Genomic DNA, 13,747 nt, shown 5'->3' with positions numbered 1-13,747 from the left:
GGGCATCGGCGGCGCGTCGGTGGAGACGGTGCTGACCGAGCCGAACGTGGTTCCGGGCGGCGTCGTCCAGGGGGAGGTGCGGATCCAGGGCGGCTCGGTCGCCCAGGAGATCCAGGGGCTGTCGGTCGGCCTCCAGGCCCGTGTCGAGGTGGAGAGCGGGGGGGAGGAGTACAGCAGGAACGTCGAGTTCCACCGCATGCAGCTCGGCGGCGCCTTCGAGCTCCAGCCGGGCGCGGTGCACACGGTGCCCTTCGGGCTGGAGGTGCCGTGGGAGACCCCGATCACCATGTTCACGGGCCACCACCTGACCGGTATGAACATCGGGGTGACGACGGAGCTGGCGATCGCCAAGGCGGTGGACTCCGGTGACCTCGATCCGGTGAACGTCCATCCGCTCCCCGCCCAGCAGGCGATCCTCGACGCCTTCGGCGCCCTCGGGTTCCGGTTCAAGAACGCGGACATGGAGCAGGGGCACATCCGCGGCACCCGGCAGAAGCTTCCCTTCTACCAGGAGATCGAGTTCCTGGCCCCGCAGCAGTACCGGGGCCTGAGCCAGGTCGAGCTGAGCTTCGTCGCGGACGAGCACGGGATGGACGTCGTGCTGGAGATGGACAAGAAGGCCGGTCTGTTCAGCGAGGGCAGCGACACGTACCGCTCCTTCACCGTGGACCTGGCGGGCTTCCGGCAGACCGACTGGGCCGCCTACCTCAACCAGTGGCTGGCCGAGGTCGGCGGCAGGCGGAACTGGTTCTGAGGGTTCGGGGCGTTCGCCTTCCGGGGCGCGGTCCGGTGTCGCACCGGGCCGCGCCCTGCGCCGCCCGGAGGGCCGGGATCGTTAGGCTGACCGGTGCAGCGTTGTCGCGCTACCGAGGAGGTTTTCCCACGTGACCGAGCAGAAGCGGCGCCCGCTCCCCCACGATTTCCACCCCCCGGTGCCGTCGTTCACGGTCGTGAGCGACGACGTCTCCGAGGGCGCCCGGCTGAAGCCCGATCAGGTCCATGCCGAGGGCAACACCTCCCCGCACCTCCGCTGGGAGGGCTTCCCCGAGGGGACCAGGAGCTTCGCCGTCACCTGCTACGACCCCGACGCGCCGACCGGCAGCGGTTTCTGGCACTGGTCGGTCTTCGACATCCCGGTGACCGTGACGGAGCTGCCCGCGGGCGCCGGTACGGGTGAGATGAAGGGGATGCCGGCGGAGGCGGTGCACGTCCGCAACGACTACGGCACCCGTGACTTCGGCGGGGCCGCGCCGCCGCCCGGGGACGGCCCGCACCGCTACGTCTTCACGGTCTACGCCGTGGACACCGAGAAGCTGGGCGTGGACGCGGACGCGTCGCCCGCCGTGGTCGGCTTCAACCTGCGGTTCCACACACTGGCTCGCGCACAGCTCATCGGTGAGTACGAGGTGCCCGCCGAGGGCTGAATCCGGTCGTCTCGAAGCCGCAGGACCGTTCCGGCGGCCGTCCCGCAGGCGGGAAAAGCCTTTGCGCCCCGTCGTCTCCGAATCGCACAGTGTGGCCGGGCAGTCGGCACCGCAGCGGTGGGGGCGGCGGGGCGCGCTCACGCCCGCCGTCCGCCGGAGCCCGTCGGGGGACGGGCGGCCGCGTCGGCTGCCCCTCCCGCCCGCGCTCTCGGGCGCCTCCTCCCCGTTCACCGGCGCCCGCGTCATCCGCGTGCCCTTCCTTTGCCATCTCCCGTACACCGTGCGGAAATTGCGTTGTCCACCCGGTCGGGCAGCGGCACAGTGGTCCCACCCCGCCGCGGGGGCGGGTCCGGAGGTGGGTGAGATGCGCGAGACCCTGGTGCTCAATGCCGGTTTCGAGCCGCTGTCGACGGTGTCGCTGCGGCGTGCGGTGGTGCTGGTGATGCAGGACAAGGCCGTGGTGGAGCAGTCGCACCCCGGGCTGCGCGTACGGGCGGCGCGGGTCGACCTCCCGGTGCCGCAGGTGATCAGACTCCGCAGATACGTACGGGTCCCGTTCCGACAACGGGCGGCGTGGTCGCGGCGCGGTGTGCTCGTACGGGACAGGCACCGGTGCGCGTACTGCGGGCGCCGGGCGACCACGGTGGACCACGTCGTGCCGCGTTCACGCGGGGGTGGCGACACCTGGCTGAACACGGTCGCGGCGTGCGCGGAGGACAACCACCGCAAGGCCGACCGCACTCCCGCCCAGGCGGGCATGCGGCTGCTGACGCAGCCGTTCGAGCCGACGCCGGCGGATGCGCTCGTCCTCGCGCTGGGGCTGCGGGACGGTGAGGCGCTGCCGGAGTGGCTGGCGCTGCCCACCTCCGCCTGAGGTTCCCTGCGGCGTCTTCTCGCGGGGGCGCGCCGCAGGCGGTGGCCGGTCCGGCCGATTCGACTCCGTCCGGATCTGCCAGGGTATGTCCGGATCTGTTCAGTTCAGTACGAGCTGGATGATCGCGGCCGTGCCGACGGCCACGATGACCGCACGCAGGGCGGTCGGCGGCAGTCGGCGTCCCAGCCGGGCGCCGAGCTGCCCGCCGACCGCCGAGCCGACCGCGATGAGCAGGACCGCGATCCAGTCGAAGTCGGCGACGAAGAGGAAGAAGACCGCGGCGGCGCCGTTGACGATCGCGCCGAGGATGTTCTTGACGGCGTTGATCCGCTGGAGGTCGTCGTTGATGAGCAGGCCCATCAGCGCGAGATAGATGACGCCCTGGGCGGCGCCGAAGTAGCCGCCGTACATGCTGGCCAGGGTCATGCCGCCGAGGAGCGCGGGGCCGCCGTGGGGGTGGGCGGCGCCGCCGTTGCGCTCACGACGGCGCCGGATCGCGCGGGCCAGGCGCGGCTGGGCGACGACGAGCACCAGGGCCAGCGCGATGAGGACCGGGACGATCATGTCGAACGCCGCGGAGGGCAGCGAGATCAGCAGGGCGGCCCCGGTCACCGCCCCGACCAGGGCCGCGGCGCTCAGACGCAGCACGCGGCCGCGCTGGCCGCGCAGCTCCCGGCGGTAGCCGATGGCGCCGCTGATGGAGCCGGGCACCAGACCCAGTGTGTTGGAGACGTTCGCGGTGACGGGCGGGAGCCCGACCGCGAGCAGCACGGGGAAGGTGATCAGGGTCCCCGAGCCGACGATCGTGTTGATCGTGCCCGCGCCTATGCCTGCGACGCAGACCGCCAGCGCCTCCCAGATGTTCACGCGCAACGCCCCTCAGCCGATCGGTGTCTGGTGCACCGATCATGCCCGAGGGGCGTGGTCGCGGTGTATCCGGGTGCGGCGCGGAGTGCGGGCGTGTCGTCAGTCGATCGGCGGCTGCTCCCGGCGCTTGGTCAGGTCGGAGCGGCCCGCGGCGGCGGTGCCGGACGAGCCGCCGGAGGGGGCTCCGGGGCCGAAGTTGCCCAGTGCGCCGCCGAGCCCCTTGAGGGCGTCCCCGATCTCGCTGGGCACGATCCACAGCTTGTTGGCGTCGCCTTCGGCGATCTTGGGGAGCATCTGGAGGTACTGGTAGGACAGCAGCTTCTGGTCCGGGTCCCCTGCGTGGATGGACTCGAAGACCGTGCGGATCGCCTGGGCCTCGCCCTCGGCGCGCAGCGCGGCGGCCTTGGCCTCACCCTCGGCGCGCAGGATGGAGGACTGCTTCTCGCCCTCGGCGGTGAGGATCTGCGACTGGCGCACGCCCTCGGCCTGGAGGATCGCGGCGCGCTTGTCGCGGTCGGCGCGCATCTGCTTCTCCATCGAGTCCTGGATGGAGGTCGGCGGCTCGATCGCCTTGAGCTCGACCCGGTTGACGCGGATGCCCCACTTGCCGGTGGCCTCGTCCAGGACGCCGCGCAGTGCCGCGTTGATCTCCTCACGGGAGGTGAGGGTGCGCTCCAGGTCCATGCCGCCGATGATGTTGCGCAGGGTGGTGACGGTGAGCTGCTCGATGGCCTGGATGTAGCTGGCGACCTCGTACGTCGCGGCCCGGGCGTCGGTGACCTGGTAGTAGATGACCGTGTCGATGTTCACGACCAGGTTGTCCTGGGTGATCACCGGCTGGGGCGGGAAGGGGACGACCTGCTCGCGGAGGTCGACGCGGTTGCGGATGGTGTCGATGAACGGGACGACGATGTTGAGGCCGGCGTTCAGTGTGCGGGTGTAGCGGCCGAAGCGCTCCACGATCGCGGCACTGGCCTGCGGAATGACCTGGATCGTCTTGATGAGTGCGATGAAGACCAGCACCACCAGGATGATCAGCACGATGATGATGGCGTCCATCGTGGCTCCCCCTGCGTTCCTAGGATTTCACGCTGACCGAGGTGTCCAGCGTGGCTGTCTGCGTCGTTGGCGTCGCCGACGGTTGTGACCGTGCGGTCACCGGCTATCACATCACGACGGCGGTCGCCCCGTCGATCTCCACCACGTCCACCTGGTCGCCCGGCTCGTAGGACGCGCTCGCGTCGAGGGCGCGCGCGGACCAGATCTCGCCCGCGAGCTTGATGCGCCCCCCGGAGCCGTCGACCCGCTCGAGTACGACGGCCTGGCGGCCCGTCAGCGCGTCGACGCCGCTGCGGTGCTCGGGCCGCTGCGTCTGCATGCGTCTGGCGACGGGGCGGACGACGAGGACCAGCGCGGTGGAGACCACCACGAAGACGATCACCTGGGCCGTCAGCCCGCCACCGAGCGCCGCGACGGCCGCGGCGGCGACGGCGCCCACCGCGAACATGCCGAACTCCGGCATGGCCGTGAGTACGAGGGGGATTCCGAGTCCTACGGCGGCGATCAGCCACCACACCCATGCGTCCACACCGCCATGGTAGGGCCCGGGTCAGCCGAGCGGGAGACCTTGCGCGGTCCAGCGGCCGCCGTCGTACTCCACGACCAGGGGGAGGCCGAAGCAGCGCGAGAGGTTGGCGGAGGTCAGCTCCGTCTCGACCGGTCCGGCGGTGAGCACCTTGCCCTGGCGGATCATCAGGACGTGGGTGAAGCCCGGGGGGATCTCCTCGACGTGGTGGGTCACCATGATCATCGAGGGGGCGTACGGGTCGCGGGCGAGCCGTCCGAGCCGGCGCACCAGGTCCTCGCGGCCGCCGAGGTCGAGTCCGGCGGCCGGCTCGTCCAGGAGCAGCAGTTCGGGGTCGGTCATCATCGCGCGGGCGATCTGGGTGCGCTTGCGCTCCCCCTCGGAGAGGGTGCCGAACTTCCGGTCGAGGTACTCGCTCATCCCGAGGCGGTCCAGGAAGGCCAGGGCGCGCTGCTCGTCGACCGCGTCGTAGTCCTCGCGCCAGCCGGCGGTCATGCCGTAGGCGGCGGTGAGGACGGTCTGGAGCACGGTCTGGCTGCGCGGGAGCTTCTCGGTGAGCGCGCTGCTGGCCATGCCGATGCGCGGGCGCAGTTCGAAGACGTCGACGGCACCGAGCCTCTCGCCCAGGACGGTGGCGGTGCCGGAGGTCGGGAACAGGTAGCTGGAGGCGACGTTGAGGAGGGTGGTCTTGCCGGCGCCGTTGGGTCCGAGGATGACCCATCGCTCCCCCTCCTTCACCGACCAGGAGACGTCTTCCACCAGAGCCCGACCCTCGCGGACCACGGATACGTCCACCAGCTCCAGTACATCGCTCATGGCGCGTTGTCTCCCATTGCAGTCGCGGCTGTCGCCTGTGCCTGTGGGCACAGTCCCCAGGGAAAACCTACGCCACCTCCTCCGCGCGGCTGTCCTTAGGCTGGGGGCATGCTCGAAGAACCTCGTTCCGGGCGGCTGGCCGCCTGGGGAAATGCCCTGTTCGCCGGACTGGTGTCGCCCGACGACGCCGCCGCGCGCATCGTGGGCGACGACACGGTGCACCGCGTGGCGGGCCTGCCGGGCGAGTCCGGCGAGGTGGGTCTCACCCTCGCGCTCGGCCGGCTGCGCGCCTCGGGTGTGGCGGGTCTGCGGCTGGCGCTGCCCGCGCCGGGGCACCCGCTGGGGCTGAGCGGGCCGCCCGAGTTCAACGCCCGTGCCCTGGACGCCGGTGAGGCCGTGGTCGGCACGGGCGCGGCGCTGGGGCTGGTGCCGCGGGTGCGCGAGGCGGGCCCGCAGGGCGATGTGCACACCGAGGTGGTGTGGCACTGCCTGCCGGTGCGCGAGGCCCCGCCCGCGGACGTGCCGTCGCTCGGGGAGGCCGAGCGGGAGCTGGCGGAGGCACTGCGCGAGGCGACCGAGGCGCTGACGCGTCTGGACGTGGCCGGCTCCGGGCCGGTGGCCGCGGCGGCGCTGGAGGCGTACCGGGCGCGGGCGGAGGCGGGCCGCCGGCTGCTGGCGCCGGGGTATCCGCCGCGCGCGGTACGCGTTCTGGAGCTGGCGCAGCGGGTGGGCGCGCTGGTGGAGATCGCGGGCGGGCCGGACCACGGCGGTGCGGTGAGCGCGGGGGCGATGGCGGCGCGGGGCGAGGCGCTGCGGCCGGTGGAGCGTACGGCCAGGCGGGCGGTGGTGGCCGCGTACAACGCGTACGTGGAGGAGCGCGAGCGGGGCTGATCGCGGGGGGGGCCGGCCTCCCGGTCGGGCCCGGGAGGCCGGCCGTGCGGAGCGGGCGCGGGCGGAGCCGCCGCCACGCCCGCCCGTACGCGCTCAGGCGTTGGCGCAGGCGTTGCCGAAGGCCGGGTTCAGCAGGCCGATGACGGTGACGGTGTTGCCGCAGACGTTGACCGGCACGTGGACGGGCACCTGGATCACGTTGCCCGAGCCGACGCCGGGCGAGTAGGCGGCGGCGCCCTGCGCGCCCGAGCTGGCAGAGGCCGCGCCCGCACCGGCGGCGACGAGCCCGCCGGCCACCATCGCGACGGCGGTGATCCTCTTGAGGTTCTTCACTTCTCGATCCTCCTAGCGTTCGCCGCGGCCAGTCGCCGCGGCACGCACTGGAGAACGGGCCGGGGCCGATCGCGACACGCCGTACCGGCGACGTCCACACGTTCGTATGAATTTAGGCATGGATTTCCGCCGTGGGGCATACCGTGCCGGTCCGGAGTGCAGGGGGCCGGCGCCCGGCCGGGGCCGGCGGTGTCCGCCCGTCAGCCGGCCATCCCGTGCCGGACGGCCCACAGCGCCGCCTGGGTGCGGTCGGCGAGGTCCAGCTTCATGAGGATGTTGGACACGTGCGTCTTGACGGTCTTCTCGGACAGCACCAGATGCCGTGCGATCTCCCGGTTGGAGCGCCCGTCGGCTATCAGCGCGAGCACCTCGCGCTCCCGTTCGGTCAGGGAGGTGCCCCGGCCCGGCCCGCCGCCGGCCCCCTCCTGGCTGAGCAGGGACCGGGCGACCTCGGGCTGCAGCAGGACGTGCCCGGCGTGCACCGAGCGGATGGCCCCGGCCAGGGCGTCGGGGTCGATGTCCTTGTAGACGTAGCCGGCGGCGCCCGCGCGCAGGGCGGGGACGACGGTGCGCTGCTCGGTGAAGCTGGTGACGACCAGCACCCGGGCGGGGTTGCCCAGTCCGCGCAGTGTGCGCAGCGCCTCGACGCCGTCGGCGCCGGGCATCCTGAGGTCCATCAGGACGACGTCGGGCCGCAGCTCCTCGGCGCGGGCCACGCCCTCCGCCCCGTCGGCGGCCTCGCCGACCACCTCGATGTCGCCCTGGACCTCCAGGAACGTACGCAGTCCCCGGCGTACGACCTGGTGGTCGTCCACCAGCAGGACCCTGATCACCTCGGCGGTCGTGTCAGCCACCGGGCACCTCCATCTCGATCACGGTGCCCCGGCCTGGCTCCGAGTCCACCCTCAGCGTGCCGCCGACCCCGTCCGCCCGGTCGCGCATCGACACCAGGCCCAGGCGGCGGCCCGCGCGGCGGACCGCCGAGGGGTCGAAACCGCTTCCGTCGTCGGCCACCCGCAGCACCGCACCGGTGCCGCGGCGGGCGAGGGAGACGGCGACGCGCCGGGCGCCGGAGTGCCGCAGGGCGTTGTGCAAAGCCTCCTGCGCCACCCTCAGCAGCGCCTCCTCCTGGGCGGCCGGCAGTGCCCGAACGCCCTCCGCGTCGAGGACGACACGGGCGCTGTGCGCCCGGTCCAGGACCTGTACCTGGCTGCGCAGGGCGGCGACCAGCCCGTCCTCCTCCAGTGCGGCGGGGCGCAGCTCCACGACGGCGGCCCGCAGTTCGTCGGCGGCCTCGGCCGCCAGCCCGGCGACCCGGCGCAGCTCCTCCCTGGCGCGGTCCGGGTCGCGGCCGACCAGGGCGGTGGCGGCCTGGGCGGTCAGGCGCAGGGAGAACAGCTTCTGGGAGACGGCGTCGTGCAGTTCGTGGGCGATGCGGGCGCGCTCCCCGGCGATGGTCAGCTCGCGGCTGCGCTCGTACAGGCGGGCGTTGGTCAGCGCGATGGCGGCGTGCTCGGCGAGCAGACGCAGCAACTGCTCGTCCTCCCCGGTGAAACCGCAGCCTCCCCCGGGGCGTTCGCACCGCTTGTTGGCGAGGAAGATCGCCCCGAGGACCTCCTCGCCGTCGGCGACCGGCATGCCGATGAAGTCGGCCAGCTCCGGGTGGGCGTCGGGCCAGCCCTCGAAGCGCGGGTCCCGGCGGACGTCGGCGAGCCGCTGCGGGGAGGCGTCGCGCAGCATGGCGGCGAGGATGCCGTGCTGGCGGGGCAGCGGCCCGATCGCCCGCCACCGGTCGTCGCTGACCCCGGCCACCACGAACTGCGCGAAGCCGCCGTGGTCGTCGGGGACGCCGAGCGCGGCGTACTCGGCGTCCAGCAGCTCGCGCGCGGAGGTCGTGATGGTCTGCAGGACCTCGCGGACCTCCAGGCGGCGGTTCATGGCGAGCAGGGCGGCGCTGACGGCCGCCAGCCCGGTTCTCGGGAGCATGCGGTCACGGTACCGGCGGGGGTCCGCGGGGTGGATCGGCCCACCGCCCCGGGAGGGCCGGGCGGTGGTCGTAGGACCGGCGGCGGACCCGGAACGGGATGCGCGGGCCGGAACGCGCCGCGACCGGGCCGGGCACGCCGCCCGTCCGGCGCCCGGCGGTCCGGCGGCCCTCGTGGGCCCTCCGCTCCGAACGCCCCCGCCCCGCCGGGAGGGTCCGGCGGGGCGGGGGCGTTCGGAGCGGAGGGCCGCGCGGTCGCGCGCCGTGCGGTTACTTGCGCATGACCTCCGGCTCGTGGCGGCGCAGCAGGCGGGCCACCGCGAAACCGCAGGCGACGCCGATGGCGAGCAGGATCAGCATGTCCATCACCCACACCCCCGTGCTGTGCTCCCACAGCGGGTCGAGGTTGGTGGGGTTGTCGCGGTCCCAGGGGGCCATGGTGCGGGACAGGTCGACGGTGGCTCCGGTGGCCGCGACCGCCCAGCGCGAGGGCATCAGCCAGGCGACCTGCTCGATGCCGGGCGCGTCGAAGACCTGGAAGAGCACACCGGTGAAGACGAGCTGGATGATCGCGAAGCCCACCAGCAGGGGCATGGTCATCTCGGATGTCTTCACCAGGGAGGAGATCACCAGGCCGACCATCATGGAGGTGAGGCCGAAGGCGATGATCCCCACGCACAGTTCGACGGCCGTGGGCATGATCAGGCCCTCTTCGGGCAGTTCGCGCACCGAGAAGCCGATGGCGCAGATGATCACGCCCTGGAAGGCGGTGATCATCCCGAGGACGATCACCTTGGACATCAGGTAGGCGGACCTGGACAGGCCGGTGGCCCGTTCGCGTTCGTAGATGACCCGTTCCTTGACCAGCTCGCGGACCGAGTTGGCCGCACCGGACAGGCACATGCCGACCGCGAGGATCAGCAGGATGGTGCCCGCGTGCTGGTTGAAGCCCTCGGGGTTGCGCGTGAGGCCGTGGTCGGTGGGGATCACCGTGCTGACCACGCCCAGGATCACGGGCAGGATGACCATCAGCGCGAGGAAGCCCTTGTCGGAGGCGATGACCGACATGTAGCGCCGGGTGAGGGTCCACAGCTGGGATCCCCAGCTCTGCGGCTTGGGCGGCCGGGACGCCGGCGCGGGGGGCGCCGCGTGCTGCGCGTACGGGGGGTGTGCCTGCTGCGGGGCGGCGGTGTCGAGGTCGGCGGCGTAGAGCCGGTAGTGCTGCGAGCCCTGCCAGCGGCCGATCCAGTCGTAGTCGCGGTAGTTCTCGAAGGCCGAGAAGACGTCCGCCCAGCTCTCGTAGCCGAAGAAGTTCAGTGCCTCCTCGGGCGGGCCGAAGTAGGCCACGCCGCCGCCGGGCGCCATCACCAGGACGCGGTCGCACAGCGCCAGTTCGGCGACGGAGTGGGTGACCACCAGCACGGTGCGGCCGTCGTCGGCCAGCTCCCGAAGCAGTTTCATCACGTCGCGGTCCATGCCCGGGTCCAGGCCGGAGGTCGGCTCGTCCAGGAAGATCAGCGACGGCTTGGTGAGCAGTTCCAGGGCGACCGAGACGCGCTTGCGCTGGCCGCCGGAGAGGGAGGTGATCTTCTTGCCCGCGTGGATGTCGAGCTTGAGCTCGGCCAGCACCTCCTCGATCCGGGCGTTGCGCTCGGCTTCGGCCACGTCGCCGGGGAAGCGCAGCTTGGCGGCGTAGCGCAGGGCGGTGCGGACGGTCAGCTCCTTGTGGAGGATGTCGTCCTGCGGGACCAGGCCGATGCGCTGGCGCAGCTCGGCGAACTGCTTGTAGAGGTCCCGGTTGTCGTAGAGGACCTCGCCGATGTCGGCCGGGCGGTAGCCGGTCAGGGCTCGCAGCAGTGTGGACTTGCCGGAGCCGGACGGGCCGATGACGGCCACCAGGGACTTCTCGGGCACGCCGAAGGTGACGTTGTTGAGGATCACCTTGCCGCCGTCGACCTTGACGGTCAGATGGCGGGCGGAGAAGGAGACCTCACCGGTGTCGACGAACTCCTCGAGCCGGTCGCCCACCACCCGGAAGGTCGAGTGGCCGACGCCGACGATGTCGTCGGGGCCGATGACCGCCGTGCCCGACTTGGGCAGCGGCTGACCGTTGACGTACGTGCCGTTGTGGCTGCCGAGGTCGCGGATCTCGAAGCGGCCGTCGGGGGTGGAGCGGAACTCCGCGTGGTGGCGGGAGACCTGGAGGTCGGAGACGACCAGTTCGTTCTCCAGCGCACGGCCGATCCGCACCACCCGGCCCAGCGAGAACTGGTGGAACGTGGTCGGGTTGCGGTGGTCGCCGTGGAGCGGGGCGCCCCCCTGCCGCGGCGCGCCGTCGTGCGGAGGGGCTTCGCTCCGGGGAGGCTGCGGCGCGTACTGCTGCGGCACCGGCTGCTGGACGTGCTGCTGCATCTGCTGCGGGGCCGGGGCCTGCGGCCGGTGGCTCCAGCCGGGGCCGCCCTGCGGCTGCGCGACCGGCTGCGGGGCGGGCGCGGTCTGCGCGGGCGCAGCCGCGGTCCGGCCGGAGAAGGCCAGCCGGGGCCCGTCGGTGGCGTTGCCGAGGTGCACCACCGAGCCCGCGCCGACCTCCGTCTGCTGGACACGCCGTCCCTGCGCGTACGTGCCGTTGGTGCTGCCGTGGTCCTCGACGAGCCAGCTCCTGCCGGCCCAGCGCAGTGTGGCGTGCCGCCAGGAGACCCTGGCGTCGTCGACCACGAGATCACCCTGCGGATCACGCCCGAGGGTGTAGGACCTGGACGGGTCGAGCGTCCAGGTCCGTCCGTTCAGTTCCAGTACGAGTTCCGGCACTCCATGCCCCACAAAGTTGTCCCCCGAGTTACCCCCTGTGATGGGGGGCTAGGGATGGCGAACGATCGTGGGGGAACTATTCCAGGCTCCGCGGCCGGACATGAAGCCGCCCCCGCCGGATGGTTGCCGAACCGCTACGGTCCGCTCGCGGCCGCCGGAGGGGCCGGATGCGGGGGCGCGGACCGCCTCCGGCGGGGCCTGACCGGGGCTGTCCGGGGTACGGACGTGCGTACGGAACCGTCCTGGTGCTCGATACCGTAGGGATCATCATGAGCGCTTCGCAGACCCCGCCGCCCGTCCCCGCCGCCGTCGCCACCGCCGGGGCGGACGCCGACACCCCCACCCTCCTGGTGAAGATCTTCGGCAAGGACCGGCCGGGCATCACCGCAGGTCTCTTCGAGACGCTGGCCGCCTACTCCCTGGATGTCATAGACATCGAGCAGGTCGTCACCCGCGGCCGCATCACCCTGTGCGCCCTGGTCACCACGCCGGACGGAAGCGGGGCCGAGGGGGGGCTGCGGGCGACCGTGCACTCCTGGGCGGAGTCGATGCGGCTCCAGGCCGAGATCATCTCCGGCCGGGGCGACAACCGGCCGCGCGGCACCGGCCGCTCCCACGTCACCGTGCTCGGCCATCCGCTGACCGCCGAGGCCACGGCCGCCATCGCCGCCCGGATAACCGGTGTCGGCGGCAACATCGACCGCATCTTCCGGCTGGCGAAGTACCCGGTCACGGCGGTGGAGTTCGCCGTCTCCGGCACCGGGACGGAGGAGTTGCGCACCGCCCTGGCCCCGAAGGCGGCGGCCCTGGGCGTGGACGTCGCCGTGGTCGCCGCCGGGCTGCACCGCCGGGCGCAGCGCCTGGTGGTGATGGACGTGGACTCCACGCTCATCCAGGACGAGGTGATCGAGCTGTTCGCGGCGCACGCCGGCTGCGAGGAGAAGGTCGCCGAGGTGACCGCCGCGGCGATGCGCGGCGAGCTGGACTTCGAGCAGTCGCTGCACGCCCGGGTGGCGCTGCTGGAGGGGCTGGACGAGTCGGTCGTCGACAAGGTGCGCTCCGAGGTCCGCCTCACGCCGGGGGCCCGCACCCTCATCCGCACCCTCAAGCGCCTGGGCTACCAGGTGGGCGTGGTCTCGGGCGGTTTCACACAGGTCACCGACGATCTGCGGGAGCGGCTTGGGCTGGACTTCGCCTCGGCCAACACCCTGGAGATCGTGGACGGGAAGCTGACCGGCCGGGTCGTCGGGGAGGTCGTGGACCGGGCGGGCAAGGCCCGGCTGCTGCGCCGCTTCGCGGCGGAGGCCGGGGTGCCGCTGGCCCAGACCGTGGCGATCGGCGACGGCGCCAACGACCTGGACATGCTCAACACCGCGGGGCTCGGGGTCGCGTTCAACGCCAAGCCGGTGGTGCAGGAGGCCGCGCACGCCGCGGTGAACGTGCCGTTCCTGGACACCGTGCTGTACCTGCTGGGCGTCACGCGCGAGGAGGTCGAGGCGGCCGACACCGCGGTGTGAGGCGGCCGGGCGCGGTGCCCCCGTGGACACACGCGGGCACCCGGCGGACGGGCGGGCCCGCCGGAGCGGAAGTGGATCCGCACCGGCGGCCCCGTCGCCGTCCCTCGCCGGCGCTGCCGGCCGGGGTCAGTCGTGCGGTGCCCAGTGCGCCTCGAGGCGGCCGGTCCCCAGCTCCACGGACTTCCAGGAGCCGGTGAAGGAGACCACGGCCGCGGCGGAGGTGGGGAAGCCGATGTGGTCCAGCCTGCTCCTGGCGTCCTCCTCGGCCTCTCCGGCGAGGGCGTCGGCCATGGCGTGCATGCCGGGGTTGTGGCCTACGAGCATGAGGTCCACGACGTCGTCCGGCACCTCGTTGACCACCGCGATCAGTTCGCCGAGCGAGGCCTCGTAGAGCCGCTCCTCGTAGACCGTCCTCGGCCGCTGCGGCAGTTCGTGGACGACCAGCTTCCAGGTCTCGCGGGTGCGGGCGGCGGTGGAGCAGAGGGTGAGGTCGGGGACGATGCCGCTGGCGGCGAGCCAGCGGCCGGCGGCCGGTGCGTCCCTGCGTCCCCGTTCCGCGAGGGGCCTGTCGTGGTCGGCCACGTCGTCGGGCCAGTCGGCTTTGGCATGTCGGAGGATGACGATCCTGCGTGACACATCGGCGCTCAT

The 13,747-nt window shown here is 72.7% G+C and carries 14 protein-coding genes (1 of these 14 running past the window's edge); 5 read left to right on the top strand and 9 right to left on the bottom strand.

Features of this window, described 5'->3' with window-relative positions; all coding sequences use genetic code 11:
• The 3 genes from QPK52_RS21595 to QPK52_RS21585 all read left to right on the top strand — a co-directional run.
• On the top strand, window positions 1-754 hold the 3' portion of the coding sequence (locus QPK52_RS21595; RefSeq protein ID WP_410539099.1) for a sporulation protein. 29 nt of this gene lie to the left of the window's left edge; only the last 754 of its 783 coding nucleotides appear in the window; the start codon falls outside the window, past its left edge; its stop codon occupies window positions 752-754.
• A 130-nt stretch (window positions 755-884) separates the two neighbouring features.
• Window positions 885-1,424, top strand: a complete 540-nt coding sequence (locus QPK52_RS21590) for a YbhB/YbcL family Raf kinase inhibitor-like protein (RefSeq protein WP_410539098.1) — start codon at window positions 885-887, stop codon at window positions 1,422-1,424.
• 364 nt (window positions 1,425-1,788) lie between these two features.
• Window positions 1,789-2,298 carry an HNH endonuclease gene (locus QPK52_RS21585; RefSeq protein WP_093655576.1) on the top strand — a complete coding sequence of 170 codons (510 nt, stop codon included), beginning with the start codon at window positions 1,789-1,791 and terminating at the stop codon, window positions 2,296-2,298.
• A 99-nt stretch (window positions 2,299-2,397) separates the two neighbouring features.
• On the opposite strand, the gene QPK52_RS21580 is transcribed toward QPK52_RS21585, so the two are convergent.
• From QPK52_RS21580 to QPK52_RS21565, 4 genes are all read right to left on the bottom strand, one after another.
• Entirely contained in the window at window positions 2,398-3,165 is a 768-nt protein-coding gene (locus tag QPK52_RS21580; protein ID WP_410539097.1) for a sulfite exporter TauE/SafE family protein, read from the bottom strand.
• Window positions 3,166-3,264: 99 nt separating this feature from the next.
• Window positions 3,265-4,224: an SPFH domain-containing protein gene (locus tag QPK52_RS21575; RefSeq protein ID WP_093655572.1), complete on the bottom strand. Its 960-nt coding sequence runs from the start codon at window positions 4,222-4,224 to the stop codon at window positions 3,265-3,267.
• A 106-nt stretch (window positions 4,225-4,330) separates the two neighbouring features.
• Window positions 4,331-4,753: an NfeD family protein gene (locus QPK52_RS21570; RefSeq protein WP_410539094.1), complete on the bottom strand. Its 423-nt coding sequence runs from the start codon at window positions 4,751-4,753 to the stop codon at window positions 4,331-4,333.
• 21 nt (window positions 4,754-4,774) lie between these two features.
• Window positions 4,775-5,566 (bottom strand): ABC transporter ATP-binding protein, encoded by a 792-nt coding sequence (locus tag QPK52_RS21565; RefSeq protein ID WP_093655568.1) that lies wholly within the window; start codon window positions 5,564-5,566, stop codon window positions 4,775-4,777.
• A 108-nt stretch (window positions 5,567-5,674) separates the two neighbouring features.
• Between QPK52_RS21565 and QPK52_RS21560 the strand changes: the two genes are divergently transcribed.
• Window positions 5,675-6,457 carry a hypothetical protein gene (locus tag QPK52_RS21560; RefSeq protein WP_410539093.1) on the top strand — a complete coding sequence of 261 codons (783 nt, stop codon included), beginning with the start codon at window positions 5,675-5,677 and terminating at the stop codon, window positions 6,455-6,457.
• A 93-nt stretch (window positions 6,458-6,550) separates the two neighbouring features.
• On the opposite strand, the gene QPK52_RS21555 is transcribed toward QPK52_RS21560, so the two are convergent.
• From QPK52_RS21555 to QPK52_RS21540, 4 genes are all read right to left on the bottom strand, one after another.
• A complete protein-coding gene (locus tag QPK52_RS21555; protein WP_093655855.1) occupies window positions 6,551-6,757 on the bottom strand; it encodes a chaplin in 207 nt (68 codons plus the stop codon).
• Window positions 6,758-6,990: 233 nt separating this feature from the next.
• On the bottom strand, window positions 6,991-7,644 hold the full coding sequence (locus QPK52_RS21550) for a response regulator (RefSeq protein ID WP_410539092.1): 654 nt from the start codon (window positions 7,642-7,644) through the stop codon (window positions 6,991-6,993).
• Window positions 7,637-8,776, bottom strand: a complete 1,140-nt coding sequence (locus QPK52_RS21545) for a GAF domain-containing sensor histidine kinase (RefSeq protein ID WP_410539091.1) — start codon at window positions 8,774-8,776, stop codon at window positions 7,637-7,639. Before QPK52_RS21545 ends, QPK52_RS21550 begins: the two co-directional genes overlap by 8 nt.
• 268 nt (window positions 8,777-9,044) lie before the next feature.
• On the bottom strand, window positions 9,045-11,582 hold the full coding sequence (locus QPK52_RS21540) for an FHA domain-containing protein (RefSeq protein WP_410539090.1): 2,538 nt from the start codon (window positions 11,580-11,582) through the stop codon (window positions 9,045-9,047).
• Window positions 11,583-11,851: 269 nt separating this feature from the next.
• On the opposite strand from QPK52_RS21540, the gene serB reads away from it, so the two are divergent.
• Window positions 11,852-13,099: a phosphoserine phosphatase SerB gene (serB, locus tag QPK52_RS21535; RefSeq protein ID WP_410539089.1), complete on the top strand. Its 1,248-nt coding sequence runs from the start codon at window positions 11,852-11,854 to the stop codon at window positions 13,097-13,099.
• Between the two features lie 126 nt (window positions 13,100-13,225).
• On the opposite strand, the gene QPK52_RS21530 is transcribed toward serB, so the two are convergent.
• On the bottom strand, window positions 13,226-13,747 hold the full coding sequence (locus tag QPK52_RS21530) for a SixA phosphatase family protein (protein ID WP_410539088.1): 522 nt from the start codon (window positions 13,745-13,747) through the stop codon (window positions 13,226-13,228).

Source organism: Streptomyces sp. KL2 (assembly GCF_046529545.1).
In the GTDB taxonomy this organism is placed as follows: Bacteria; Actinomycetota; Actinomycetes; order Streptomycetales; family Streptomycetaceae; genus Streptomyces; species Streptomyces radiopugnans.
This window is presented reverse-complemented; position numbering and strand designations above follow the sequence as displayed.